Here is a 26,299-nt window from a genome sequence, read left to right as displayed (position 1 = left end):
GGTGGGGTAGGGCGGACGCATATGCATGCGTTGACAGGCACGTTTCTGCATGGTCGTCAGACCCCAACCACCTTTGAAAGCAAGTCAGTTGGCCGGTCCAATGGCAGTACGTGTCTTGTCGACGCGCGTGGGCCTGCCAAGGGCTCCATGTCTCGAAGAGGTCTCAACTCACCTTCACGGGGGATGCGCGCCACGGCGCGAGCTACCGGCGCATGGACAAATGCGCGGTGCGCCCCCTAAAGCGCAGCCAGTCGCCCGGCGCGGCCCCCGAGATGTCCCCGGCGCCGCGGAAGCGGGGACGCACCGGTACGCAAGCGCGCCGAATCCTCATAAGGTGAGGAGCATTGGATGCCGGCGGCGTCGACGGTCCGCCGGTGGTCGCGAGGAGGACTGCGGTGAGCGAGACGAGCCCCAAGCTGCGCGCCGAGCTGGAGGGTATCCCCACCTACAAGCCGGGCAAGCCCGCCTCGGCCGAGGGTCCGGTCGCCTTCAAGCTGTCCTCCAACGAGAACCCCTATCCCCCGCTGCCGGGTGTGATGGAGCGGGTGGCGGCGGCCGTGACCGAGTTCAACCGCTACCCCGACATGGCGTGCGGCGGTCTGATGGCCGAGCTGGCGGAGCGTTTCGGCGTCCCGGTCTCCCACCTGGCCACGGGCACCGGCTCGGTCGGCGTGGCCCAGCAGCTCGTGCAGGCGACCAGTGGTGCGGGCGACGAGGTCATCTACGCCTGGCGTTCCTTCGAGGCGTACCCGATCATCACGCGGATCAGCGGGGCCACGCCTGTGGAGGTGCCGCTCACGCCCGGCGATGTGCACGACCTGGACGCGATGGCGGACGCGATCACCGAGCGGACCCGGCTGATCTTCGTCTGCAACCCCAACAACCCGACCGGCACCGTGGTGCGGAGGGCCGAGCTGGAGCGGTTCCTCGACCGGGTGCCGAAGGACGTGCTGGTGGTGCTGGACGAGGCGTACCGGGAGTTCGTCCGGGACACCGAGGTGCCCGACGGTGTCGAGCTGTACCGGGAGCGGCCGAACGTCTGCGTGCTGCGCACCTTCTCCAAGGCGTACGGGCTGGCCGGGCTGCGGGTCGGTTTCGCCATCGCGCACGAGCCGGTGGCGGCGGCGCTGCGCAAGACGGCGGTGCCGTTCGGCGTCAGCCATGTCGCGCAGGAGGCGGCGATCGCCTCGCTGCAGGCCGAGGACGCGCTGCTCGGCCGGGTCGGCTGCCTGGTGTGCGAGCGTGCCCGGGTGGTCGACGCGCTGCGCGCGCAGGGCTGGACCGTTCCCGAGACGCAGGCCAATTTCGTGTGGCTGCGGCTGGGGGAGCGGACCATGGACTTCGCGGCGGCGTGCGAGGACCACGGGGTGGTCGTGCGGCCGTTCGCCGGTGAGGGGGTGCGGGTGACGGTCGGGGAGAACGAGGCGAACGACCTGTTCCTGAAGGCGGCGGAGGCGTTCCGCCGCGAGGTGGCGGGCTGACGCCGGTCCGCAGTCCATGACGTGAGGGGCCCTGCCGGGAGGCGGGGCCCTTCGTCGCAGGGCCCCCCTTGTGGGTGCCGAATACGTGTGCGCCATAATGGCTTGTGAATGTGAACGCTTTCACAAGCTCCGACCGGATTGCTCCATATGTGGGGGGCATAAGCGGCGAAGGCCGCACCGGAACGGCGAGGTAAGGAGGGGTGACGACGTGGAACTGGCGTTGGCACCGGAGACCCTGGCGCGCTGGCAGTTCGGCATCACCACCGTCTATCACTTTCTGTTCGTCCCGCTGACGATCTCCCTGGCCGCCCTCACGGCCGGGCTGCAGACGGCCTGGGTGCGCTCGGAGAAGGAGGTCTACCTCAGGGCCACCAAGTTCTGGGGCAAGCTCTTCCTGATCAACATCGCGATGGGCGTGGTCACCGGCATCGTGCAGGAGTTCCAGTTCGGCATGAACTGGTCGGAGTACTCGCGCTTCGTCGGGGACATCTTCGGCGCCCCGCTGGCCTTCGAGGCGCTGATCGCCTTCTTCTTCGAGTCGACCTTCATCGGGCTGTGGATCTTCGGCTGGGACAAGCTGCCGAAGAAGATCCACCTGGCCTGCATATGGATGGTCTCGATCGGCACGATCCTCTCGGCGTACTTCATCCTCGCGGCCAACTCCTGGATGCAGCACCCCGTCGGCTTCCGGATCAACAAGGAGCGGGGGCGCGCCGAACTGACCGACTTCTGGGCCGTGCTGACCCAGAACACCGCGCTCGCCCAGGCGTTCCACACCCTCTCCGCGGCCTTCCTGACCGGCGGCGCCTTCATGGTGGGCCTGGCCGCCTACCACCTGGCCCGGCGCCGGCACATCAAGGTGATGCGGACCTCGCTGCGCCTCGGCCTGGTCACCGTGGTCATCGCCGGACTGCTCACCGCCATCAGCGGCGACACCCTCGGCAAGGTGATGTTCAAGCAGCAGCCCATGAAGATGGCCGCCGCCGAGGCCCTGTGGGACGGTCAGAAGCCCGCGCCCTTCTCGGTGTTCGCCTACGGCGACGTGGACAAGGGCCACAACACCGTCGCCGTCGAGGTGCCGGGCCTGCTGTCCTTCCTCGCCAACGACGACTTCACCTCGTACGTCCCCGGCATCAACGACGTCAACAAGGCCGAGCAGCAGAAGTTCGGGCCCGGTGACTACCGGCCCAACATCCCGGCCGCCTACTGGGGCTTCCGCTGGATGATCGGGTTCGGCATGGCCTCCTTCACCCTCGGGGCGCTCGGGCTCTGGCTGACCCGGAAGAAGTTCCTGCTCCCCGGGCACCTGCGCACCGGTGACGACGAGGTGCCGCATCTGGTGCTCTTCGGGGGGCGGGCGCTGGGCCCGAAGCTCACCCACTGCTTCTGGCGCGTGGCCACCTGGACGATGGCCTTCCCGCTGATCGCCAACTCCTGGGGCTGGATCTTCACCGAGATGGGCCGCCAGCCCTGGGTGGTCTACGGCCTGTTCCAGACCCGCCAGGCGGTCTCCCCCGGTGTCTCCCAGACCGAGGTCGCCATCTCCATGGCCGTCTTCACCGCGCTGTACGCGATCCTCGCGGTCATCGAGGTCCGGCTGCTGGTCAAGTACGCCAAGGCCGGACCCCCGGAGCTGACCGAGGCCGACCTCAACCCGCCCACGAAGATCGGCGGCGACCACCAGGACGCCGACCGGCCGATGGCCTTCTCGTACTAGCGCTGGGGGAACAGCCATGGAACTGCATGACATCTGGTTCGTACTCATAGCCGTGCTGTGGACCGGCTACTTCTTCCTGGAGGGATTCGACTTCGGGGTCGGTGTGCTGACCCGGCTGCTCGCCCGGAACCGGCCCGAGCGGCGGGTGCTGATCAACACCATCGGCCCGGTCTGGGACGGCAACGAGGTGTGGCTGCTCTCCGCGGGCGGTGCGACCTTCGCCGCCTTCCCGGAGTGGTACGCCACCCTGTTCTCCGGCTTCTATCTGCCGCTGCTGCTCATCCTGGTCTGCCTGATCGTGCGAGGGGTTGGCTTCGAGTACCGGGCCAAGCGGCCCGAGGAGAAGTGGCAGCGCAACTGGGAGTGGGCCATCTTCTGGTCCTCGCTGATCCCGGCGTTCCTCTGGGGCGTGGCCTTCGGGAACATCGTGCGGGGCGTGCAGATCGACCAGCACTTCGAGTACGTCGGCGGGCTGGCCGACCTGTTCAACCCGTACGCCCTGCTCGGCGGCGCGGTGACGCTCACCCTGTTCACCTTCCACGGGACGGTGTTCACGGCGCTCAAGACCGTCGGCGACATCCGCACCCGCGCCCGGACCCTGGCCCTGCGCCTCGGCCCGGTGACCGTCGTGCTGGCGCTCGGCTTCCTGGTCTGGACACAGCTCCACAGCGGGGACGGCGCGAGCCTGGTCGCCCTCGTCGTGGCGGCCGTCGCCCTGGTCGGCGCACTGGGCGCCATCTGGCGGGTGCGGGAGGGATGGGCGTTCGCGCTGTCCGGGGTGACCATCGCGGCCGCCGTGGCGATGCTCTTCCTGTCGCTCTTCCCGAACGTGATGCCGTCCACCCTCGACGCGGACTGGAGCCTGACGGTCACCAACGCTTCGTCGAGCCCGTACACCCTGAAGATCATGACCTGGTGCGCCGTCATCGCCGCCCCGTTGGTCATGCTCTACCAGGCATGGACCTACTGGGTCTTCCGCAAGCGCATCGGTACCCAGCACATCGCCGAAGCCGCACACTGACCGCCTCAAGGGTATGTTTCACGTGAAACACACTCTCGGGACTGAAGGACACGTTTCACGTGAAACCGATCGATCCCCGTCTGCTGCGCTACGCTGGTGCCACGCGTTTCTTCCTGGTGGCGGTCGTCCTCCTGGGCGGGCTCGGCGCCGGCCTGGTCATCGCCCAGGCCATGCTGATCGCCGAAGTCGTGGTCGGTGCCTTCCAGCACGGAAAGTCGGCAAGTGACCTGGTCATGCCGCTGGCCCTGCTGGCCGGTGTGGCCGGTGGACGGGCGTTGGTCTCCTGGCTCACGGAGCTGGCGGCGCACAAGGCCAGCGCTGCCGTGAAGTCCGAGCTGCGGGAGCGGCTGGTCGAACGGGCCGCGGTGCTGGGTCCCGGCTGGCTGAGCGGCCAGCGCACCGGCTCGCTGGTGACCCTGGCCACGCGCGGGGTCGACGCCCTGGACGACTACTTCTCGCGGTACCTCCCGCAGTTGGGGCTCGCTCTGGTCGTTCCGGTGGCGGTACTGGCGCGGATCGTCACCGAGGACTGGGTCTCGGCGGCGATCATCGTCGCCACCCTCCCCCTCATCCCGGTCTTCATGATGCTGATCGGCTGGGCCACCCAGTCCCGGATGGACCGCCAGTGGTCGCTGCTGTCCCGGCTCTCCGGACACTTCCTGGACGTGGTCGCGGGGCTGCCCACGCTGAAGGTGTTCGGCCGGGCCAAGGCGCAGGCCGAGTCCATCCGCAGGATCACCGGCGAGTACCGCCGCGCCACCATGCGGACCCTGCGGATCGCCTTCCTCTCCTCCTTCGCGCTGGAGCTGCTGGCCACCCTCTCTGTCGCGCTGGTCGCCGTCACCATCGGCATGCGGCTGGTGCACGGCGGGATGGACCTGTACATCGGCCTGGTCATCCTGATCCTGGCGCCGGAGGCGTACCTCCCGCTGCGCCAGGTGGGCGCGCAGTACCACGCGGCGGCTGAGGGGCTGGCGGCCGCCGAGGAGATCTTCGCCGTGCTGGAGACGCCGGTCCCGGCCACCGGTGCCGCGCCCGTCCCGGCCGGCTCCCTCGCCTTCGACTCCGTGACGGTCCGCTATCCCGGCCGCTCGGCCGACGCCGTCACCGATGTGTCCTTCTCCGTGGAACCCGGCGAGACCGTGGCCCTGATCGGGCCGAGCGGCGCGGGCAAGTCCACCCTGCTCAGCGTGCTCCTCGGCTTCGTCCGGCCCACCGAGGGCCAGGTCCGCGTCGGCGGTGCCGACCTCGCCGACCTCGACCTGGAGGAGTGGCGCACCAAGATCGCCTGGGTCCCGCAGCGGCCGCACCTGTACGCCGGGACCATCGCGGAGAACGTACGCCTGGCCCGCCCCGACGCGGACGACACCGCCGTACGCCGGGCGCTGGCGGACGCCGGTGCGCTCGAGTTCGTGGACGCGCTCCCCGCGGGCGCCGACACCGTGCTCGGTGAGGACGGGTCCGGGCTCTCCGCAGGCCAGCGGCAGCGGCTCGCCCTGGCCCGCGCCTTCCTCGCCGACCGGCCGGTGCTGCTGCTGGACGAGCCCACCGCCGCGCTGGACGGCGCGACCGAGGCCGACGTCGTCGCGGCGGTACGACGCCTCTCCGTCGGCCGCACGGTGCTGCTCGTCGTGCACCGGCCTGCCCTGCTGGAGGTCGCCGACCGGGTCGTGCGGCTGGAGCTGTCCGAGCCGGCCGCCGCGCCCGAGCCGGTCATGGCCGAGGTGCTCGGCCCCGAACTCGCCGCCGCCGCGCTGGACGCGCACGTGCCCGAGCCCGCCGGCGGCGAAGCCTTCTTCCCCGAGCCGGACGACGCCGACGACGACCGGGACGCGTCGGCGCCCGAGGTGACGGGCCTGGAACGGGGCATCCTGGCCCGCGTCCGTTCCGTGGCAGCCGCCCGGCGCGGCCGGCTGCTCTTCGCGCTGCTGCTCGGCAGCCTGGCCCTCGGCTGTGCCGTCGGTCTGATGGCGACCTCCGGCTGGCTGATCTCCCGCGCCTCACAGCAGCCGCCGGTGCTCTATCTGCTGGTCGCGGTGACGGCCACCCGGTTCTTCGGCATCGGCCGCGCGGTCTTCCGGTACAGCGAGCGACTGGTGTCGCACGACGCCGTGCTCCGCATGCTGGCCGACACCCGCGTCGCCGTCTACAAGCGGCTCGAGCGGCTGGCCCCGGCCGGGCTGCGCGGCACCCGGCGCGGCGATCTGCTCAGCCGGCTCGTCGCCGACGTGGACGCCTTCCAGGACTACTGGCTGCGCTGGCTGCTCCCCACCGGTGTGGCGGTGGTCGTCTCCGCCGCCTCGGTCGGCTTCACCGCCTGGCTGCTCCCGGAGGCGGGAGCAGCACTGGCCGTCGGCCTCCTGCTCGCCGGAGTCGGCGTCCCGCTGATCACCGCGGCGGTCGCCCGGCGCACCGAACGACGGCTGGCGCCCGCCCGGGGCGTGCTGGCCACCCGTGTCACCGACCTGCTCACCGGCACCGCCGAGCTGACCGTCGCCGGTGCGCTGCCCTCGCGTACGGCGGCCACCCGGAAGGCCGACGGCACCCTCACCCGGATCGCGTCCCGCGCGGCCGGGGTCACCGCGCTCGGCGACGGCCTGACCGCGCTGATCTCGGGCCTGACCGTCGCCGTCGCCGCGCTGCTCGGCGCGCAGGCGGCGGCCGGCGGCCGTATCCACGGCGTGCTGGTGGCCGTGGTCGTCCTCACCCCGCTGGCCGCCTTCGAGGCGGTGCTCGGTCTCCCGCTGGCCGTCCGCTACCGCCAGCGGGTCGCCCGCAGCGCCGAGCGGGTCTACGAGGTGCTGGACGCCCCGGTGCCGGTGCACGAGCCCGAGCACCCGCGCGAGGCCCCCGCCTCGCCGTTCCCGCTCGTGCTGAGCGACCTGACCGCCCGCTACGAGGACCAGCACCGGGACGCCCTCCACGGGCTCGACCTCACCCTGGACCGGGGTCGCCGGATCGCCGTGGTCGGCCCCTCGGGCTCCGGCAAGACCACCCTCGCCCAAGTGCTGCTCCGCTTCCTGGGCCCCGGCTCCGGCACGTACACGCTGGCCGGGGTGGAGGCGGCCGAGATGGACGGTGACGAGGTACGGCGGCTGGTCGGGCTGTGCGCCCAGGACGCCCACCTCTTCGACAGCACCGTCCGGGAGAACCTGCTGCTCGCCCGCAAGGACGCGACCGAGGCGGAGTTGCGGGACGTGCTGCTGCGGGCCCGGCTGCTGGACTGGGTGGACGGGCTCCCCGAGGGCCTGGACACGCACGTCGGCGAGCACGGCGCCCGGCTCTCCGGCGGCCAGCGGCAGCGGCTGGCGCTGGCCCGCGCGCTGCTCGCTGACTTCCCGGTGCTGGTGCTGGACGAGCCCGCCGAGCACCTGGACCTGCCCACGGCGGACGCCCTCACCGACGACCTGCTGGCCGCGACCGAGGGCCGCACCACGCTGCTGATCACGCACCGGCTCGCCGGTCTCGCCGCGGTCGACGAGGTGCTCGTCCTCGACGCGGGCCGCGTGGTGCAGCGCGGCCCCTACGCCGAGCTGCTCGCCGTGGAAGGCCCGCTGGCCGCGATGGCCCGCCGCGAGGCGGAGGCGGAGGCCCTCGTCGTGCTCTGAGCGGCGGGGCCGGTCAGACCCGTCCGGCGAGGAGGTCCTCGATCACGCGGGCCACACCGTCCTCGTTGTTGGCGTGGGTGCGGCCGGTGGCGGCGGCCAGCGTGTCGGGGTGGGCGTTGCCCATGGCGTAGGAGCGTCCCGCCCAGGTCAGCATCTCGATGTCGTTCGGCATGTCGCCGAAGGCGACGACCTCCTCCTGCGAGATGCCGCGCTCGGCACAGCACAGGGCCAGGGTGCTGGCCTTGGAGACACCGGGTCCGCTCAGTTCCAGCAGCGCGCTGGGGCTGGACCGGGTGACGTTGGCGTGGCCGCCGATGGCGATCCGGGCGAGGGTGAGGAAGGCGTCCGGGTCGAGGTCGGGGTGGTGGGCCAGGATCTTCAGCACCGGCTGGCTCGCCGCGACACCGTCCGGCGCGAGGAGTTCCTCGGCGGGCCGCAGGGTGTCCGGGATCTCCAGGTGCAGCTTGGGATAGGCGGGCTCCTGGTGGAAGCCGTAGGTCTGCTCGACCGCGAACAGGGTGCCGGGGGCCGCCTCGCGCAGCAGCTGGACGGACTTCAGGGCGTTCTCCCTGGCCAACTCGCGGACCTTCACGAAGCGGTGGGCGCCGGGACCGCCGTGCAGGTCGACCACGGCGGCGCCGTTGCCGCAGATCGCCAGGCCGTGGCCGTGCACATGCTCGCTGACGACGTCCATCCAGCGGGCCGGGCGGCCGGTGACGAAGAAGACCTCGATCCCCGCCTTCTCGGCCGCGGCCAGCGCGGCGACGGTCCGCGGGGAGACGGTCTGGTCGTCGCGCAGCAGGGTGCCGTCGAGGTCCGTGGCGATCAGGCGCGGCGGGAGGGAGCCCCCTCCTCGTCCGGACGGGGCCGACGGCTGTGCGGGGGCCGGGGTCCCCGGCTGTCTGGTCGCTGAGGTCACCCGAGCATTCTCGCGCATATGCGCGCACGATCGTGCGGCGCGGGGCACGGATGAGGGCAGGTACGCGTCAGATGCGTTCGGAATCCGGTCCCGGCCGGCCATCCGGGCGTCGTAGGCTCGTCGGCATGGCCCTTCGTCTCAGTACCGTGATCCTCCCCGTCGACCGCTGGAGCGAAGGGGGTCGGGCGAAATGGCAGCGGGCCGAGGAGCTCGGCTTCCATGCGGCGTACACCTACGACCATCTGTCGTGGCGCTCGTTCCGGGACGGGCCGTGGTTCGGGGCGCTGCCGACGCTGACGGCCGCCGCGGGGGCGACCGAGCGGCTGCGGCTGGGAACGCTGGTGACCTCGCCGAACTTCCGGCACCCGGTGACCCTGGCCAAGGAGCTGATCTCCCTGGACGACATCTCCGGCGGCCGGGTCACCCTGGGCATCGGCGCGGGCGGCTCCGGCTTCGACGCTACGGCGCTCGGGCAGGAGGCGTGGTCGCCGGGTGAGCGGGCCGACCGGTTCGCGGAGTTCGTGACGCTGCTGGACCGGCTGCTGACCGAGGACGCGGTGTCGTACCCGGGCGACCACTACTCGGCGGTCGAGGCCCGCAACATTCCGGGCTGCGTGCAGGAGCCCCGGCTGCCGTTCGCGGTGGCGGCGACGGGCCCGCGCGGGCTGAAGCTGGCGGCGCGGTACGGGCAGGCGTGGGTGACCACGGGCGACCCGAAGCTGTTCGAGACCGGTACGCCGGAGCAGTCGGTGCTTGCGGTGGAGCGGCAGATCGGCCGGCTCACCGAGGCGTGTGCGGAGATCGGCCGGGACGTGACCGGCCTGGACAAGATCATGCTGACCGGGTTCACCCCGGACCGCGCCCGTCCGCTGGACTCCGTCGACGCGTTCGTGGACTTCGCCGGCCGGTACGCGGCGCTGGGCATCACCGAGCTGGTCATCCACTGGCCCATCGCCGACTCGGACTTCGCGGCCGACCAGGCCGTCTTCGAGAAGATCGCCACCGAGGCCGTCGCCCAGCTCGGCTGAGCGGCCGGAGGATCTCAGCGCGGCTCGGAGAACCGCAGGTAGCGCGGCGGGACGGAGTCGGTCAGCCAGACGCCGTTCGCGCTGACGTGGAAGACATGGCCGTCGCGGTGCATGGCGCCCGCGTCCACGGCGAGGACCACGGGACGGCCGCGGCGGGCGCCCACCCGGGTCGCGGTCTCGCGGTCGGCCGAGAGGTGGACGGCGTGCCGGTTCATGGGGCGCAGCCCCTCGGCGCGGATCGCGTCCAGGCTGCGGGCGACGGTGCCGTGGTAGAGGTACGGCGGCGGGGTCGCCGGGGGCAGGCCGAGCGCCACCTCGACGGTGTGGCCCTGGCTGGCGCGGATCCTGCCGCCCTCGACGGCGAAGCGCCGCTTGTCGTTGACGGCCACGACATGGTCCAGCTCGGCGCGGCTGATGGGGAAGCCGTGGGCGGCCGCGGCGGCGAGCAGCGTGTCGATCTCCACCCAGCCGGCCGGGTCCAGGGTGAGCCCGATGCGCTCGGGCTGGTGCCGCAGGTGCTTCGAGAGGTACTTGGACACCTTCACAGTGCGTCTGTCATCCATCACCTCTGATATACCCATTTCTCTCATACGATGCTTTTCGTATCGTCCTCTCTTAGGGCTGCCCCGCGTTTTCCCGCCAGGTGTCCGCCCCTCCCCAGCCTTCCGGAGAGACGCGGATCACGCGCATGATTCAGGCGGGCAGGTTTGATCCACAGCCAATGCCCGTTATCCACAACCTTTTTGACGACTCTGTGGACAACCGGCGCCCGTTTCAGGCAGGTTGATCAACTTCCGAGTGCTTCACGGCAGATGGAGCCCCCGCAGCCGACCCCTCGACTCACAACTTCGGCTCCACCCGCGCCAATTTACGCAGCGCCCCCGGCACGAACCGCGACAGCAGATACGCCCCCCGCGCCTCCGGAGTCACCGGCACCACCGCCCGGTTCTCCGCCACCGCGTCCAGAATCGCCCTGGCGACCTTCTCCGGCGGGTAGTTGCGCTTCCCGTACAGCCGCGACGACCGCTCCTGACGCCGCCGTGCCTCGCTCTCGTCCACCCCTGTGAAGTGTGTCGTCGACGTGATGTTGGTGTTGACGATGCCGGGGCAGATGGCCGTGACTCCGATGTCCTTGGCGGCGAGTTCGGCACGCAGGCACTCCGACAGCATCAGCACCGCCGCCTTGGACGTGCTGTACGCCGGAAGCGCCCGCGAGGGCTGGAAGGCGGCCGCGGAGGCGATGTTGACGATGTGGCCGCCCTGCCCCCGCTCCGCCATCCGGCCCCCGAAGAGACGGCAACCGTGGATCATTCCCCACAAGTTGACGTCCAGCACCTCGCGCCAGTCGTCCGGAGTCGTGGTGAAGAAGGAGCCGGAGACGCCGATGCCCGCGTTGTTGACCAGCACGTCCACCACGCCGTACTCGCGGTGCACCCGCTCGGCCAGCTTCTCCATGGCCTGCTCGTCCGAGACGTCCGCCGTCTCCGGCCAGGCGCCCGACGCGCCCGCCGCCAGGGCCAGTTCGGCGGTACGGGCAGCCGTCCCGGCATCCCGGTCGACCGCCACCACCCGCGCCCCCGCCTCCGCGAGGGCCAGCGCCGTCGCGCGCCCGATGCCGCTTCCCGCACCCGTGACCAGTGCCAACTGACCGCCGAAACGGGCGGCATGACGACTACCGCCGCCCCGCGACGGCTCGCCCTGCTCCACGGAGGTCACGAACTCCTTGATCCATCGCGCCAGTTGGTCGGGCCGGGTGCGCGGCACCCAGTGCTTGGCCGGGAGTGTGCGCCGGGTCAGCCTCGGCACCCACCGCTCCAGGTCGTCGTAGAGCCGCTCCGAGAGGAAGGCGTCGCCCTGCGGGGTGATGAGCTGCACCGGCACGTGTGCGACGGCGTCCGGGCGGGGGTGGCGCAGCCGGGGGCGGACGTTGTCCCGGTACAGCCAGGCACCGTGGGCCGCGTCCGAGGGCAGCGTCGCCGTCGGATAGTCGCCGGCCGGGACCTTCTCGGCCCGCTCCAGCAGCTTGGGCCAGCGCTTGCCCAGTGGCCCGCGCCAGGCCAGCTCCGGCAGCACCGGCGTGTGCAGCAGGTACACGTACCAGGATCTGGCGCCCTGGCCGAGGAGCTGGCCCACCCGGCGCGGGGTGGGGCGTTTCACGCGGGCGTCGATCCAGTGGCCGAAGTGGTCCAGTGACGGGCCCGACATGGAGGTGAAGGAGGCGATGCGGCCCCGTGTCCGCTCGACCGTCACGAACTCCCAGGACTGCACCGAGCCCCAGTCGTGCCCGACCAGGTGCACCGGCCGGTCCGGGCTCACCGCGTCGGCAACCGCGAGGAAGTCGTCCGTCAGCTTGGCCAGGGTGAAGCCGCCGCGCAGCGGCTTCGGCGCGGTGGAACGGCCGTGGCCGCGCACGTCGTAGAGGACCACATGGAAGTCGTCCGCCAGGCGGGCGGCCACCTCGGACCAGACCTCCTTGCTGTCCGGGTAGCCGTGCACCAGCACCACGGTGGGGCGCCGTGGATCGCCCAGTTCGGCCACGCACAGCTCGATCCCGCCGGTGCGCACCCGCCGCTCACGTGCGTCCTTCAGCGTCACTTGTCCTCCGCCCGCGTCCGTCCGACTCCGTCCAGCGAATGTGGCAGTTGTTAGAGGTCGCGTCAACAGGGGGGATGGGCCCCCTCCCCCCAGGGCCCATCCCCCCTAGGGCCCCGTACTACCCGAGACGGACCCCAAGACGGCTCTGAGGTCTGACGACCCGCGTGCCCCACGTCACTACCGTCGGGGACGTGACTGTGATCGTGACCGAGAGCCTGAGCAAGCGGTTCCCCCGGGTGACCGCGCTCGACCGGCTGTCCGTGGACATCGGACCCGGTGTGACGGGACTCGTCGGTGCCAACGGCGCCGGCAAGTCCACCCTGATCAAGATCCTGCTGGGTCTGTCCCCCGCCACCGAGGGCCGTGCCGCCGTGCTCGGCCTCGACGTGGCGACCGAAGGCGCCGCCATCCGCGAGCGCGTCGGCTACATGCCGGAGCACGACTGCCTGCCGCCCGACGTCTCGGCCACCGAGTTCGTCGTGCACATGGCGCGCATGTCCGGCCTGCCGCCCACCGCCGCCCGCGAGCGCACCGCCGACACCCTGCGCCACGTCGGGCTGTACGAGGAGCGCTACCGCCCCATCGGCGGCTACTCGACCGGCATGAAACAGCGGGTCAAGCTCGCCCAGGCGCTGGTGCACGACCCCCGGCTGGTCTTCCTGGACGAGCCGACCAACGGCCTCGACCCGGTCGGCCGTGACGAGATGCTCGGCCTGATCCGCCGCATCCACACCGACTTCGGCATCTCGGTCCTGGTCACCTCGCACCTGCTGGGCGAGTTGGAGCGCACCTGCGACCACGTCGTGGTCGTCGACGGCGGCAAGCTGCTGCGGTCCAGCTCCACCACCGACTTCACCCAGAGCACCACCACGCTGGCCGTCGAGGTCACCGACAGCGACACCCACCCCGACGGCACCCGCGCCCTGCGCGAGGCGCTGCACGCGCGCGGGATCGACACCCACGACGACGGCGGCGGCCTGCCCGGCGCCGGCCACATCCTGCTGCTCACCGCGCAGGGCGAGGAGACGTACGACCTGGTGCGCGACACTGTCGCCGGGCTCGGTCTCGGCCTGGTGCGGATGGAACAGCGGCGCCACCACATCTCCGAGGTGTTCACCCGCGACGAGCAGCGGAAGGAGGCAGTCGGCCATGGCGGTTGACCAGCCTGTCCCGACGGCACCGGCGCCCTCGGGCGACCAGTCCCGCATCCACGACATCGGCTACCGCGGCTACGACGGCCCCCGCCTCGGCCGCGCCTACGCCCGCCGCTCGCTGTACTCGCAGTCCCTGCGCGGCGCCTACGGCCTTGGCCGCTCGGCCAAGTCCAAGGTGCTGCCGATGCTGCTGTTCGCGGTGATGTGCGTGCCGGCCGCCATCATGGTCGCCGTCGCGGTGACCACCAAGGCGCACGACCTGCCGGTCCCCTACAGCCGGTACGCGATCATCATGCAGGCCGTGATCAGCCTGTTCGTCGCCTCCCAGGCACCGCAGTCCGTCTCCCGCGACCTGCGCTTCAAGACGGTCCCGCTGTACTTCTCCCGGCCCATCGAAACCGCCGACTACGTGCTGGCCAAGTTCGCGGCGCTCGCCTCGGCCCTCTTCATCCTCACCGGCGGTCCGCTGATCGTGCTCTTCGTGGGCTCGCTGCTCGCCAAGATGGGCGTGGCCCACCAGAGCGAGAAGTTCGGCCAGGGACTGGTCACGGTGGCCCTGCTCTCCCTGCTGTTCGCCGGGATCGGCCTGGTCATCGCCGCCGTCACCCCGCGCCGCGGCTTCGGCATCGCCGCCGTCATCGCCGTCATGACCATCTCCTACGGCGCCGTCTCCACCCTCCAGGCCATCGCGGACTCCCGGGACAACAGCGGCTCGGTGCCGTGGATCGGGCTGTTCTCCCCGGTCACCCTGATCGACGGGGTCCAGTCGGCGCTGCTCGGCGGCACGTCGTCGTTCCCCGGCGGGGTCGGCCCGTCCACCGGCGAGGGCTTCGTCTACCTGATCGTCGTCCTCGGCCTGATCGCCGCGAGCTACGGCCTGCTGCTGCGTCGCTACAAGAAGGTGGGCCTGTGACCGCCCTCCCGTCGCCCGCCACCACCCTTCCAAGGAATGGGCTGCGCCCATGAGCGCACTTTCGATCCCGTCGCCCGCCACCACCCTTTCAAGGAATGGGCTGCGCCCATGAGCGCACTTTCGATCCCGTCGCCCGCCACCACCCTTTCAAGGAATGGGCTGCGCCCATGAGCACACTCTCGATCGACCACGTCTCCCGCTGGTTCGGCAACGTGGTCGCCGTCAACGACATCACCATGACCATCGGCCCCGGCGTCACGGGCCTCCTCGGCCCCAACGGCGCGGGCAAGTCCACCCTCATCAACATGATGGGCGGCTTCCTCGCCCCCTCCACCGGCACCGTCACCCTCGACGGGCAGCCGGTGTGGCGCAACGAGACGGTGTACCGGCACATCGGCATCGTCCCCGAACGCGAGGCGATGTACGACTTCCTCACCGGCCGCGAGTTCGTCGTCGCCAACGCCGAGCTGCACGGTCTCGGGGCCAAGGCCGCCCAGCGCGCCCTGGCCACCGTGGAGATGGAGTACGCCCAGGACCGGAAGATCTCCACCTACTCCAAGGGCATGCGCCAGCGCGTGAAGATGGCGTCCGCGCTCGTCCACGACCCCTCGCTGCTGCTGCTCGACGAGCCCTTCAACGGCATGGACCCGCGCCAGCGGCTGCAGTTGATGGAGCTGCTGCGCGCCATGGGCGACGAGGGCCGCACCGTGCTGTTCTCCTCGCACATTCTGGAGGAGGTCGAGCAGCTCGCCCGGCACATCGAGGTCGTCGTCGCCGGACGGCACGCGGCCAGCGGTGACTTCCGCAAGATCCGCCGCCTGATGACCGACCGCCCGCACCGCTATCTGGTCCGCTCCAGCGACGACCGCGCCCTCGCGGCCGCCCTGATCGCCGACCCGTCCACCGCGGGCATCGAGGTCGACGCCGTCGAGGGCGGGCTGGTCGTCCAGGCCGTCGACTTCGGCCGCTTCACCACGCTGCTGCCCAAGGTCGCCAGTGACCAGGGCATCCGGCTCCTCACGGTCTCGCCCTCGGACGAGTCCCTGGAGTCCGTCTTCTCGTATCTCGTCGCGGCGTAGGAGGCCGAAGATGTACGACCCCACAGTCGCCCGGCTCACCTACCGGGCCCTGCTCGGCCGCCGCCGCGCTCTCGTCCTCGGCGCCCTGCCCCTGCTGCTCATCGTGATCTCGGTGGCGGTACGCCTGCTGACCGGCGCCGACGACCAGGTCGCCGCCGACGTGCTGGGCGGGTTCGCGCTCGCCACCATGGTGCCGATCATCGGCGTCATCGCGGGCACCGGCGCGATCGGGCCGGAGATCGACGACGGTTCCGTGGTCTATCTGCTGTCCAAGCCGCTGAAGCGGCCCACGATCATCTTCACCAAGCTGATCGTCGCCGTCGCGGTGACCATGGTGTTCTCCGCGCTGCCCACCCTGATCGCGGGCCTGATCCTCAACGGCAACGGCCAGCAGGTCGCCGTCGCCTACACGGTCGCCGCGCTCGTCGCGTCCATCGCCTACTCGGCGCTGTTCCTGCTGCTCGGCACGGTCTCGCGGCACGCGGTGGTCTTCGGCCTGGTCTACGCCCTGGTCTGGGAGGCGCTGTTCGGCTCGCTGGTCTCCGGCGCCCGCACCCTGAGCGTCCAGCAGTGGTCGCTCGCGGTCGCGCACAAGGTGGTCGGCAGCAACCTGATCACCTCGGACGTCGGCCTCCCCGCGGCCACCGCCCTGCTGATCGTGGTCACCGTGGCCGCCACCTGGTACGCGGGTCAGCGGCTGCGCGCGCTGACCCTGGCGGGCGAGGAGTAGCCACCGCCGGCGCCGGGGTTAATTCGCTGGCGCCGGGCTCCCGGGCGGAGGCACAGTGGGGGAGCCGACGCCGGGTTCAGGGAGCCCGGCGCGCCCCCGTACCGGGAGCGGAGCCGGACGGCGTCATGTCCGGCTTCCGTCAGGACGGTCCCAGGGCGGGCTCCGGTGCGGTTACTCCACCGTCGAGCCCGCTCCCGCACAGGGACCGTCCGGGGCGGCCGCTTCGAGCACGCGATGTCGCTCTCGCGTGGGCCGCCCACCCGGAGAATTCGCCGGGAGGCGGGGCAGGACCACGCCGTGCCCCGCCTCTCAGCCGAGCAGTCGCTCCAGCACCACCGCGATGCCGTCCTCCTCGTTGGAGGCGGTCACCTCGTCGGCCACGGCCTTGAGTGCGGGGTGGGCGTTGCCCATGGCAACGGTGTGCGCGGCCCAGGCGAACATCGGCACGTCGTTCGGCATGTCGCCGAAGGCGATCGTGTCGGCCGCCTTCAGCTTCAGCCGCCGGGCCGCCAGCGACAGGCCCGTCGCCTTGGACAGCCCCAGCGGCAGCAGCTCCACGATGCCCTCGCCCGCCATGACGACGGTGACGAAGCCGCCCGCCGCGCGCGAGGCCGCGTCCGCCAGCTCGTCCGTGGACAGCGTCGGATGCTGGATGTAGATCTTGTTCAGCGGGGCTTCCCACAGGTCGGCCACGTCCGTGAACGGCTTGCCCGGCAGCCGGCCGGCGACCGCGTAGCCGGGGCCCACCATGACCTCGCCGTCCAGCCCGTCCCGGCTCGCAGCCAGGTACAGCGGGCCCACCTCGGCCTCGATCTTGGCCAGGGCGACGCCCGCCAGCTGCCGGTCCAGCGTCACCGAGGTCAGCAGCCGGTGCTGTCCGGCGTCGTAGACCTGGGCGCCCTGGCCACAGACGGCGAGGCCCTGGTAGCCGAGGTCGTCCAGTATGTGCCGGGTCCAGGGGACCGCCCGGCCGGTGACGACGATGTGCGCGGCGCCCGCGGCCGTGGCGGCGGCGAGCGCCTCACGGGTGCGCGGCGAGATCGTCTCGTCGCCGCGCAGCAGCGTGCCGTCCAGATCGGTGGCGACCAGGCCGTACGGGAAGGGGTTGCTCACTTGGCGACCGGCTCCAGGACTTCCCGTCCGCCCAGGTAGGGGCGCAGGACCTCGGGGACACGGACCGAGCCGTCGGGCTGCTGGTGGTTCTCCAGGATCGCCACGATGGTGCGCGGTACGGCGCACAACGTGCCGTTGAGCGTGGCCAGCGGGCGGACCTGCTTGCCGTCGCGCATCCGGATCTGCAGCCGACGGGACTGGTACTCCGTGCAGTCCGAGGTGGACGTCAGCTCGCGGTACTTGCCCTGGGTCGGAATCCACGCCTCGCAGTCGAACTTGCGGGCGGCGGAGGAGCCCAGGTCACCGGTGGCCACGTCGATCACGCGGAACGGCAGCTCCAGCGAGGTCAGCCACTGCTTCTCCCAGTCCAGCAGGCGCTGGTGCTCGGCCTCGGAGTCCTCCGGGGCGACGTAGGAGAACATCTCCACCTTGTCGAACTGGTGGACGCGGAAGATGCCGCGGGTGTCCTTGCCGTGGGAACCGGCCTCGCGGCGGAAGCAGGGGGAGAACCCGGCGTAGCGCAGCGGCAGCCGGTCCGCGTCGATGATCTCGTCCATGTGGTACGCGGCGAGCGCCACCTCGGAGGTGCCGACCAGGTAGAGGTCGTCCTTCTCCAGGTGGTACACGTCCTGCGCGGCCTGGCCGAGGAAGCCGGTGCCCGCCATGGACTGGGGGCGGACCAGCGCCGGGGTCAGCATCGGGGTGAAGCCGGCCGCGGTGGCCTGCGCGATGGCCGCGTTGACCAGGGCCAGCTCCAGCAGGGCGCCGACGCCGGTGAGGAAGTAGAAGCGGGAGCCGGAGACCTTGGCGCCGCGCTCGGTGTCGATCGCGCCGAGGATGTGGCCGAGCTCGAGGTGGTCCTTGGGCGCGAAGCCCTCCGCCTCGAAGTCGCGGATCTCGCCGTGCGTCTCCAGGGTGACGAAGTCCTCCTCGCCACCGACCGGGACGGAGGGGTGGACGAGGTTGCCGAGTCCGAGCAGCAGGCGCTGGGTCTCCGCGTCGGCCTCGTCGCGCTCGGCCTCGGCCGCCTTGACGTCGGCCTTGAGCTGCTCGGCACGGCTGAGCAGCTCGGCCCGCTCCTCGGGGGTGGCCTTGGGGATTAGCTTGCCGAGCTGCTTCTGCTCGGCGCGCAGCTCGTCGAAGCGGACACCCGATGACCTGCGCCGCTCGTCGGCAGACAGGAGGGAGTCGACGAGCGCGACGTCCTCTCCACGGGCACGCTGGGAGGCGCGCACACGGTCAGGGTCCTCACGAAGCAGGCGAAGGTCAATCACAGGCCCAAGGCTACCGGTGCGCGCAGACCGGCCGGGACCCATATACCCAGGGCGTGCGTGCGCGTCCACACCCCGCGGGAAGTTATCCACAGGCTGTGTGGAGTGACTGTGGATTTCGGAATTGATCATTCCGAGGCGCTCGTCTCCCGTGGAATTCTCGGTTCAAACTCCCTGGATAGCCACTTTCGAGTGGAAAGTGGTCGCCCTAAAAGCTGAATTGATGGAAACAGGTGGACGAAGGGTGATCCGCGTTGGGCTGAATGCAGCCGCGGACTGTGAACCGATTTGTCGACCCTCTGGGTCTTGTTGTCGACTTGTCCCCAGGTAGAGAAGCGGGCCTGTGGATAACTTCTGTGGATAACGCGGACCGCTAGAAACGGCCGTCCTGGCAGCGGGTCACCCAGTCGGAGGCGGCCAGGAACTCCTGGTCGGACGTGCCCGGCTGAAGGGGCCGCGCCCCGCCCGGCGCGATGTCGGCACGCGGATAGGAGCCCAGGAAGCGCACCTGGAGACAGACCCGCTTCAGCCCCATCAGTGCCTCCGCCATCCGCCGGTCGGAGATGTGCCCCTCGGCGTCCACGCAGAAGCAGTAGTTTCCGATGCCCTCGCCGGTCGGCCGGGACTGGAGCAGCATCAGGTTGATACCACGGGTGGCGAACTCGTCGATCAGGTCACGCAGGGCGCCGGGGTGGTCCTCCCGCTGCCACAGCACCACCGAGGTCTTGTCGGCACCGGTCGGCGCGGCGGGCCGGGCGGGCCTGCCCACCAGCACGAACCGGGTCTGCGCGTTCTCCGCGTCGTGGATGTCGGTCTCCAGCGGCACCAGACCGTACCGGGCCGCCGCGAACTCGCCCGCGAAGGCCGCGTCGTACCGGCCTTCCTGGACCAGACGGGCGCCGTCCGCGTTGGAGGCGGCCGACTCCCACAGGGCGTCGGGGAGGTGGGCGCGCAGCCAGTTGCGGACCTGCGGCTGGGCGGCGGGATGGGCGGTGACCGTCTTGATGTCGGCCAGCTTCGTGCCCGGCCGGACCAGCAGCGCGAAGGTGATCGACAGCAGCACCTCGCGGTAGATCGTGAGTGGCTCGCCCGCGACCAGTTCGTCCAGCGTGGTGGTGATCCCGCCCTCGACCGAGTTCTCGATCGGCACGAACGCGGCCTCCGCCTCGCCGGTGCGCACCGCGTCCAGCGCGGACTGCACCGAGACGTACGGGATCAGCTCGCGGGTGGCGGCCTCCGGGAGAGTACGGAGGGCGACTTCGGTGAAGGTGCCTTCGGGACCGAGATACGCGTAACTCGCTGGCATGCCCTCACCCTAATGGCCCTGCGGCGAGCCGGCCCGGCCGTCTCATGCCGGCCACCCTTCCGGGTGGTTTCGATCCCGGACGCCTGCGAAAGGTGCGTCCGGGATGCCTGGTCAGCTCTCCAGCAGCCGCTGACCCACGTACTCGCCCTTCGCCGCGCCCCCCGGCACCGCGAACAGCCCGCTCGCCTCGTGACGCAGGTACCGCGACAGCGCGTCGCCCCGGTCGAGCTTGCGCTGCACCGGCACGAAGCCGCGCAGCGGGTCGGCCTGCCAGCAGATGAACAGCAGCCCGGCGTCGGGGGTGCCGTCCGCGTCGTAACCGTCGTGGAAGGAGAAGGGGCGGCGCAGCATCGCGGCCCCGCCGTTCTGGTCGGGCCGGGTGATCCGGGCGTGCGCGTTGAGCGGGACGACGTACTCGCCCTGCGCGTCCGCCTTCTCCAGGTCCATCGGCGTGGTCTCGTCGCCGCCGGACAGCGGGGCGCCGTCCGACTTGCGGCGGCCGATCACCGCCTCCTGCGCCGGGCGCGCCAGCTTCTCCCAGTCGTCCAGCAGCATGCGGATGCGGCGGACGACGGCGTAGGAGCCGTTCGCCATCCAGGCGGGCTCCCCCGAGGCGGGAACGAAGATCCGCTGGTCGAAGTCCGGCTCGGCGGGCTTGGGGTTGCGGGTGCCGTCGATCTGGCCCATCAGGTTGCGCGTGGTCATCGCATGCGCGGTGGTGCCCGGCGAGCGGTTGAAGCCGTTCATCTGCCAGCGGACGCGGGCCGCGTCGCCCGCCTCCTTCTGCAGGGTGCGCAGCGCGTGGAAGGCGACCAGCGCGTCATTGGCGCCGATCTGCACCCACAGGTCGCCCTCGCCGCGCTTCCTGTCGAGGTGGTCGGCGGAGAAGTCGGGCAGGGGGTCCAGCGCGGCCGGCCGCTGCTTCTCCAGTCCGGTGCGGGCGAAGAAGCTGTGCCCGAAGCCGAAGGTGACGGTCAGCGAGGAGGGTCCGGCGTCGCGGGCCACATCGGTGTCCTCGTGCGGGGCCGCCTCGCCCGCCATCAGCCGTTCGGCCGCCACCGACCAGCGGCGCAGCAGGGCGGCCGCCTGCTTGCGGCCCGCGCCCGGCTTCAGATCGAAGGCCACGAGATGACCGTGGGCCTGGAGTGCGTCGGTGATGCCGGGCTGATGTTTCCCGTGAAACATCGCGCGGTCCGTGCCGATCGAGGTGAGCGGCGTGGCGGGGGCGGGCGCGGCGGCGTACCCCAGGGCGCCGCCCGCCGCGCCGAGCACGAGGCCGGTGGCACCGGCGGTGCCGAGCAGGGCACGGCGGGAGACGCCCCGGCCCGGCTCGGGGGCGGACTGCTCGGCTTCCGGGGTTCGGGTCTGGGGGACGGACGGGTCGGGCATGGTGCGGTTCAGCCGATCTGCGCGTTCTTGGAGACGGTCACCTGGTCGATGTCGGAGGTCCGTACGGTGACGGCGACCTCCCAGTCTCCCGCCATGGGGACCTGGACACCGTTCGCCGCCCAGTGGCCGGTGGTGATGTGTTCCGGCGCCACCGGGAGCGGGCCGATCTTCTTCGCCTTCAGGGTGAGGGCGACCTTCACCTCGGGGATGTCGTACGGGCGGCCGTCGGGCCGCTGGACGTACAGATGCATCTCGTTGGCGCCGACGCGGGCGGGGTCGAGGTCGATCCGGACCAGGCCCTTGCCGTTCTTGCCGCCGGTGTCGAAGGGCATGTCCAGGGTGAGGGCGCCGGAGGTGTCGGCCGGGGAACTCGCGGCCGGAGCCGTGGCCGCCCTGGCCTCCTGCTCGGTACGGCCCGGCTCGGTCTGCGTGAGCGCGGTGGTCACCGCGAGCAGCACAACGGCGACGCCGGCCTCCGCCAGCACCGACCGACGCAGCCCGGCCCGGCTCGGGTCGGCATCCCGCACCCGCTTGCGCCGTGCGGTCTCGACGGCGGCCCGCTGCCGAGCGAGCTGCGCGGCCCGGCCGGGGTCGGCGGGATTCTCACCCTCCGTCGGCCGGGCTTCTGCGGCCTCGGTGACGGCAGCACCGGACGGCACGGTGGCGGCCAGGGGCGCCTGCACCTCCGTCTCGGCCGGCGGGGCATCCGCGGCTGCCTCGGACGCCTCTTCAGCCGTACCCCCGTCCGCGAGCCTGCCCGTCCACCGCCGGGAGATCCACGCCAGTCCCACCATGACCGCGACAAGCCCCAGCTTGACCAACAGCAACTGCCCGTACCGGGTGTCGGTGAAGGCCGACCACGAGCCGAGCTGACGCCAGGACTGGTAGACACCGGTGGCGACCAGGGCCAGAACGGAGCCGAAGGCCAGCCGGGAGAAGCGCCGCACCGCATCCGTACCGAGCGGGGTGTCGGCGGGCGCCCGGTACAGGGCGACGAGCAGCGCGGTCAGTCCGCCGAACCAGCAGGCGACGGCGAGCAGATGCACGATGTCGACCGGCATGGCGATACCCGGCTGGAGCCCGGTGGACGCGTGCTCGGCCATCGCCCAGCTCGCCGCGAGCCCGGCCCCGACGACGATCCCGCCGATGGCGAGCCCGAAGCCCAGGTCACGGCGCTCGGCGGCCGCGTCCTCGTCGGCCCCCTCCTCTTCTTCCCGCCGCGCGTACGCCCCGAAGAGCACCGCGACGAACAGCGCGGCGGCGGCGAGCAGCAGCAGCCGGGAGACCAGCGCGGCCCCGGTCTTGGTCTGGAGCACCTGCCCGAGCAGGTCGAGGTCGAAGACGTCGCTGAGCTTGCCGGAGGAGGTGTACGAGCCCCGGAGCAGCAGCAGCCCCAGCGTGGCCGCGGTGAGCGTCAGCCACCCCCCGACCACGAGCCGCTGCAGCGCCCGTACCCCCGCGCCCTGCCGCCAGCAGGCCAGCACGAAGGCGGCGCCGCCGGCCAGCACGATGAAGCCCGCGTAGGACAGGTACCGCCCGACGGCGTACAGCCAGCCGACGGGCCCGCTGCCCGCGCCCGCCCCGGTGTCGGAGACGACCGTGCGCGAGGGCGCGCCGATGGAGAAGGTGTAGGCCCCGGCGACGGGGTGGCTGTCGGCCGAGACCACCTGGTAGGCGACGGTGTAGGTGCCGTCCGCCAGCCCGGCGTGCAGCCGGACCGCGTAGGTGGTGCCGCTGACGTTCGCCGGTTCGCCGGACTGGACCGGCTTGCCCTTGGGGTCGAGCACGCGCAGCGAGTTGTCGCCCATCGCCACCTGCTCGGAGAAGGTGAGCGAGATCTGGGTGGGGGCCCGGTCGACCACCACCCCCTGCGCGGGGTCGCTGCCGGTCAGCGCGGCGTGCGCGGAGGCGGGCGCGGCGCCCGCAAACAGCGCGCCGGTGACGGCGAGGAGCAGCAGTACCAGGGTGCGCAGCCGGGGGGTGATGGTCCGCGTCAAGGTGGTCCCTCCCTCAGTGTCCGGTCGACGGGTTGTACGTGGCGGACCGCACCGGCATCTCGACGGTGAGCGGGCCGGACCTGGCGAAGCCCAGCTTGAGCTTGACGGTCTGGCCCTGGCGCGGCTTCTGCTTGAGCTGCTCGAACATCAGGTGGTTGCCGCCGCTTCGGAAGACGAGCCGGCCGTGCGCGGGCACCGCGAAGGAGGTGCGCTCGGCCATGGTGCCGCCGCTGGTGCTGTGCATGGTGACCCGGCCGATGTCGCTGCTGACCGAGGTCAGCTCGTCCTGCTCGCCACCCCTGTTGGTGACGGTGAGGAAGCCGGCGGCCATGTCGGCGGCGACCGGCTGGGGCATGTAGGTGGCGCTCACCGACAGCTCGGGCTCGCCGGCCCCCTGGCCGGAGCCGCACCCCGCGAGGGCGAGGGCGGCTGCGAGGGCGGTGACGGGCAGTGCGGCCCGCTTCACGGCTTCGCCCCGCGCACGAGCTTGGGCAGGTCCTTGGTCCAGTCGTCGACGGTGGCCTCCTCGCCGTAGAGGACGTAGCCGCCGTTCGTCTTCGGGGAGAAGGCGATGACCTGGGTGCCGTGGACGGAGACGGTCTTGCCGTTCTTGTCCTTGCTGGTCGGCTCGACCGAGATGCCGAGCGAGCGGGCGCCCGCCTGGATGGTGGCGAAGTCGCCGGTCAGGCCGGTGAAGCGCGAGTCGATGCTCTTGAGCCAGGTGCCCAGCTCGGCCGGGGTGTCGCGGCCGGGGTCGGTGGTGACGAAGACGACGCGCAGGTCGTCCTGCTCGGACTTGGGCAGCGCCTTCATGGCGACGGCGATGTTGCTCATCGTCGTGGGACACACATCGGGGCAGTGGGTGTAGCCGAAGTAGACGAGCGTCGGGTGGCCCTTGGTCTCGGCCCGCAGGTCGTACTTCTTGCCGTGGGTGTCGGTGAGGACCAGGTCGGGCTTGGCGAACGGCTGGTCGAGGACAGTGGCGGCCTTGTCGGAGCCGCCCTCCTCGGAGACCACGGAGACGGGCGAGGAGGCGGAGTCGTCACCGCTGCCGCAGGCGGACAGGGTGAAGGCGGCGGCGGCCAGCAGCGCGGCCGCGGCCAGGGTCTTCTTGCGCGGAGCAAGCGGAGAGAGCATGGAGAGATGTCCCGGGGGGTCGATGACTCCCGCGCGCACCGGGGCCGTACCGGGCGGGCAAGGCCCCGGTGCGCGCGGATCAGTTGAGGTCAGGCGGTGCGGCGGCGGCCCGCGAGGACGCCGTAGGCCACGCCCGCCACGCCGATCACGATGCCGACGATGCCGAGCACGCGGGCGGTGGTGTCGGTGCCGCCGTCGGAGTCGGCGGCCGCCTCCTGGTGGGCGTCGTCCTTGTCGCCGCCCTTGGCGTCGTCATCGGCGGCAGCGGCCGTGCCGTGGTGGTCGTCGGTAGCGGCGGACAGCGCCAGCGTCGGGGCCGGGTTCTCCGGCTCGTCCTGGCCCTCCTGCGGCACCTCGATCCAGCGGACGACCTCCTTGTTGGAGTACGTCTGGATCGCCTTGAAGACGAGCTGGTCGGTGTCCTCCGGCAGCGCGCCCAGCGAGAGCGGGAACTTCTGGAAGTAGCCGGGCTGGATGCCCTTGCCGTCGGCGGTCCAGGTCACCTTGGTGACGGCCTCGCCGATCTTCTCGCCGTGCACGGTCAACGGCTTGTCCAGCTTGGACTTGGTCACCTTCACGCTCCAGCCGGGCACCGGCTGCGGCATGACGGAAGCCAGCGGGTGGTCGGCGGGGAGGTTGACCTCGACCTCGGTGGTGGAGGCGTTGTCGCGCTCGTTGGGCACCTTGAAGTCGACGGTGGCGTAGCCGCCCTTGGCCGCCGTGCCCTCCGGCTGCACGGAGACGTGCGCGAAGGCGGGGACCGACACGGCGAGGACGGTCGCGCCCGCCACGGCGACGGCGGCGGTGACACGGGAGGCGGTACGGGAGATCTGCATGCTGGGAAAACTCCGCTCTTGAGCGAGATCCGGTGCTGAGCCCGGTGACGGTGAGGGGTGCGCGGGGCGCGTAGGAGAGGCGCACACGCGCGTGCCGCGTGACGGCGGCCCCTCCCCTCCTCGTACGAACGGGAGCGGTGGTCGCGTCAGGCGGCGAGACGGAACGCGTCGGCGGGCGGGCCGCGCCGGATCACCGAGTGCTGGAGCGCGGCGGCCTGCGGGACCGGCGCCTCGTCCCGCTCGGTGCGGCGCAGGCGCGGGGCGGGCCCGGCCGCGGGCAGCAGCCCGGCGTACAGGGCGCGGGTCAGCGCGAGCGCGGCGCGCAGGGAGCGCACGAGTGCGCCCTCCGCGACCCCGTGCGTCGACAGCTCGACCAGCCGCAGCACGGCCAGGTCGCCCCGGCGCAGCAGCCAGCCCAGGGCGAGCGCCGCGAGGAGGTGGCCGAGAAGCATCGGCAGCGAGAGCAGTGAGAGCGCCGACGGCACCGGGCCGGCCGGGGAGCCGGCCATACCGGAGGCGTGTCCGCCGGTCGCCGCGTGCCCGGTGAAGCGGCCCGAGGCGTCGATGAGGCGGGCGTCGAGCAACAGACGGTAGGCCTGGCCGGGGGTCAGGGTGGCCGGGCCGGACCCGCACAGCAGTTGCGCGGCCCGCTGGACCATCTCGTCGTCGGCCGCGCCGGAATGCGCGGTGCCCAGGGACGCCATGGGCTGCGCGGTGTGCTGGCCGAGGCCGAACAGCGTGTGCAGGGCGACCTGGCAGAGGGCGAGGAGGGCCGCGATGGCGGGCACCGACCGGGCCCGTCCGGCGAGCGGCGCCATGACCAGCAGGGACCCCGCGAACCCGGCGCCCAGTGTCCACAGCGGGACGTTCGCGCAGGAGGCCGTGGTGTGCCCGGCGGCGGCCAGCACGACACAGACCGCGGCGAAGACCGCGGCCCGCAGCAGCCGGACGCGGGGTCCGGGTCGCGCCGTGCGCGGACGGGGGGCACTCATGGCGGGGCTCATC

At 71.7% G+C, this 26,299-nt stretch carries 21 protein-coding genes; 9 read left to right on the top strand and 12 right to left on the bottom strand.

Features of this window, described 5'->3' with window-relative positions:
* Nucleotides 1–395: 395 nt before the first annotated feature.
* The 4 genes from hisC to cydD all read left to right on the top strand — a co-directional run bounded on the left by hisC (nt 396) and on the right by cydD (nt 7,827).
* Entirely contained in the window at nt 396–1,481 is a 1,086-nt protein-coding gene (hisC, locus tag E5082_RS12505; RefSeq protein WP_135791335.1) for a histidinol-phosphate transaminase, read from the top strand.
* 208 nt (nt 1,482–1,689) lie between these two features.
* On the top strand, nt 1,690–3,198 hold the full coding sequence (locus E5082_RS12500) for a cytochrome ubiquinol oxidase subunit I (RefSeq protein ID WP_135791334.1): 1,509 nt from the start codon (nt 1,690–1,692) through the stop codon (nt 3,196–3,198).
* 16 nt (nt 3,199–3,214) lie between these two features.
* Nucleotides 3,215–4,219, top strand: coding sequence for a cytochrome d ubiquinol oxidase subunit II (gene cydB / locus E5082_RS12495; protein WP_135791333.1), 1,005 nt, complete (start codon nt 3,215–3,217; stop codon nt 4,217–4,219).
* A gap of 59 nt (nt 4,220–4,278) precedes the next feature.
* Nucleotides 4,279–7,827 (top strand): thiol reductant ABC exporter subunit CydD, encoded by a 3,549-nt coding sequence (gene cydD / locus E5082_RS12490; RefSeq protein WP_135791332.1) that lies wholly within the window; start codon nt 4,279–4,281, stop codon nt 7,825–7,827.
* Between the two features lie 13 nt (nt 7,828–7,840).
* On the opposite strand, the gene E5082_RS12485 is transcribed toward cydD, so the two are convergent.
* Entirely contained in the window at nt 7,841–8,764 is a 924-nt protein-coding gene (locus E5082_RS12485) for a Cof-type HAD-IIB family hydrolase (RefSeq protein ID WP_190045263.1), read from the bottom strand.
* A 107-nt stretch (nt 8,765–8,871) separates the two neighbouring features.
* On the opposite strand from E5082_RS12485, the gene E5082_RS12480 reads away from it, so the two are divergent.
* A complete protein-coding gene (locus E5082_RS12480) occupies nt 8,872–9,774 on the top strand; it encodes an LLM class flavin-dependent oxidoreductase (protein WP_135791331.1) in 903 nt (300 codons plus the stop codon).
* Nucleotides 9,775–9,788: 14 nt separating this feature from the next.
* Here the strand turns inward: E5082_RS12480 and E5082_RS12475 are convergent, their stop codons facing one another.
* Nucleotides 9,789–10,337, bottom strand: a complete 549-nt coding sequence (locus E5082_RS12475) for an RNA 2'-phosphotransferase (protein WP_135791330.1) — start codon at nt 10,335–10,337, stop codon at nt 9,789–9,791.
* Between the two features lie 277 nt (nt 10,338–10,614).
* Nucleotides 10,615–12,369 (bottom strand): SDR family oxidoreductase, encoded by a 1,755-nt coding sequence (locus E5082_RS12470; protein WP_229918816.1) that lies wholly within the window; start codon nt 12,367–12,369, stop codon nt 10,615–10,617.
* Between the two features lie 197 nt (nt 12,370–12,566).
* Between E5082_RS12470 and E5082_RS12465 the strand changes: the two genes are divergently transcribed.
* From E5082_RS12465 to E5082_RS12450, 4 genes are all read left to right on the top strand, one after another.
* Complete coding sequence (locus E5082_RS12465; RefSeq protein ID WP_086689879.1) at nt 12,567–13,529, top strand: ABC transporter ATP-binding protein; 963 nt, start codon at nt 12,567–12,569, stop codon at nt 13,527–13,529.
* Nucleotides 13,519–14,436 carry an ABC transporter permease gene (locus E5082_RS12460; protein WP_135791329.1) on the top strand — a complete coding sequence of 306 codons (918 nt, stop codon included), beginning with the start codon at nt 13,519–13,521 and terminating at the stop codon, nt 14,434–14,436. The genes E5082_RS12465 and E5082_RS12460 overlap by 11 nt, the downstream gene beginning before the upstream one ends.
* Before the next feature lie 167 nt (nt 14,437–14,603).
* On the top strand, nt 14,604–15,515 hold the full coding sequence (locus E5082_RS12455; RefSeq protein ID WP_135791328.1) for an ABC transporter ATP-binding protein: 912 nt from the start codon (nt 14,604–14,606) through the stop codon (nt 15,513–15,515).
* A 10-nt stretch (nt 15,516–15,525) separates the two neighbouring features.
* Complete coding sequence (locus E5082_RS12450; RefSeq protein ID WP_135791327.1) at nt 15,526–16,245, top strand: ABC transporter permease subunit; 720 nt, start codon at nt 15,526–15,528, stop codon at nt 16,243–16,245.
* Nucleotides 16,246–16,554: 309 nt separating this feature from the next.
* Here E5082_RS12450 and E5082_RS12445 read toward each other — a convergent pair whose 3' ends face one another.
* From E5082_RS12445 to E5082_RS12405, 9 genes are all read right to left on the bottom strand, one after another.
* A complete protein-coding gene (locus E5082_RS12445; protein ID WP_135791326.1) occupies nt 16,555–17,358 on the bottom strand; it encodes an HAD family hydrolase in 804 nt (267 codons plus the stop codon).
* On the bottom strand, nt 17,355–18,632 hold the full coding sequence (gene serS, locus E5082_RS12440; RefSeq protein WP_135791325.1) for a serine--tRNA ligase: 1,278 nt from the start codon (nt 18,630–18,632) through the stop codon (nt 17,355–17,357). The genes E5082_RS12445 and serS overlap by 4 nt, the downstream gene beginning before the upstream one ends.
* 370 nt (nt 18,633–19,002) lie before the next feature.
* On the bottom strand, nt 19,003–19,935 hold the full coding sequence (pheA, locus tag E5082_RS12435; RefSeq protein ID WP_086693466.1) for a prephenate dehydratase: 933 nt from the start codon (nt 19,933–19,935) through the stop codon (nt 19,003–19,005).
* 111 nt (nt 19,936–20,046) lie between these two features.
* The gene (gene efeB, locus E5082_RS12430) at nt 20,047–21,324 is read right to left on the bottom strand and encodes an iron uptake transporter deferrochelatase/peroxidase subunit (RefSeq protein WP_135791324.1); all 1,278 of its coding nucleotides are present in this window, start codon (nt 21,322–21,324) and stop codon (nt 20,047–20,049) included.
* Between the two features lie 8 nt (nt 21,325–21,332).
* Nucleotides 21,333–23,321, bottom strand: coding sequence for a copper resistance CopC/CopD family protein (locus E5082_RS12425; protein ID WP_135791323.1), 1,989 nt, complete (start codon nt 23,319–23,321; stop codon nt 21,333–21,335).
* A 13-nt stretch (nt 23,322–23,334) separates the two neighbouring features.
* Complete coding sequence (locus E5082_RS12420; protein WP_135791322.1) at nt 23,335–23,787, bottom strand: copper chaperone PCu(A)C; 453 nt, start codon at nt 23,785–23,787, stop codon at nt 23,335–23,337.
* Nucleotides 23,784–24,458 carry an SCO family protein gene (locus tag E5082_RS12415; RefSeq protein ID WP_135791321.1) on the bottom strand — a complete coding sequence of 225 codons (675 nt, stop codon included), beginning with the start codon at nt 24,456–24,458 and terminating at the stop codon, nt 23,784–23,786. Before E5082_RS12415 ends, E5082_RS12420 begins: the two co-directional genes overlap by 4 nt.
* Nucleotides 24,459–24,547: 89 nt before the next feature.
* The gene (locus E5082_RS12410) at nt 24,548–25,294 is read right to left on the bottom strand and encodes a YcnI family copper-binding membrane protein (RefSeq protein WP_135791320.1); all 747 of its coding nucleotides are present in this window, start codon (nt 25,292–25,294) and stop codon (nt 24,548–24,550) included.
* A gap of 146 nt (nt 25,295–25,440) precedes the next feature.
* Complete coding sequence (locus E5082_RS12405) at nt 25,441–26,286, bottom strand: hypothetical protein (RefSeq protein WP_135791319.1); 846 nt, start codon at nt 26,284–26,286, stop codon at nt 25,441–25,443.
* Nucleotides 26,287–26,299 lie beyond the last annotated feature (13 nt).

This window comes from Streptomyces griseoluteus (assembly GCF_004784465.1).
Lineage (GTDB): Bacteria > Actinomycetota > Actinomycetes > Streptomycetales > Streptomycetaceae > Streptomyces > Streptomyces griseoluteus.
Note: the sequence above shows the minus strand (reverse complement) of the source record. Positions and strands in the feature narration are given on the sequence as shown.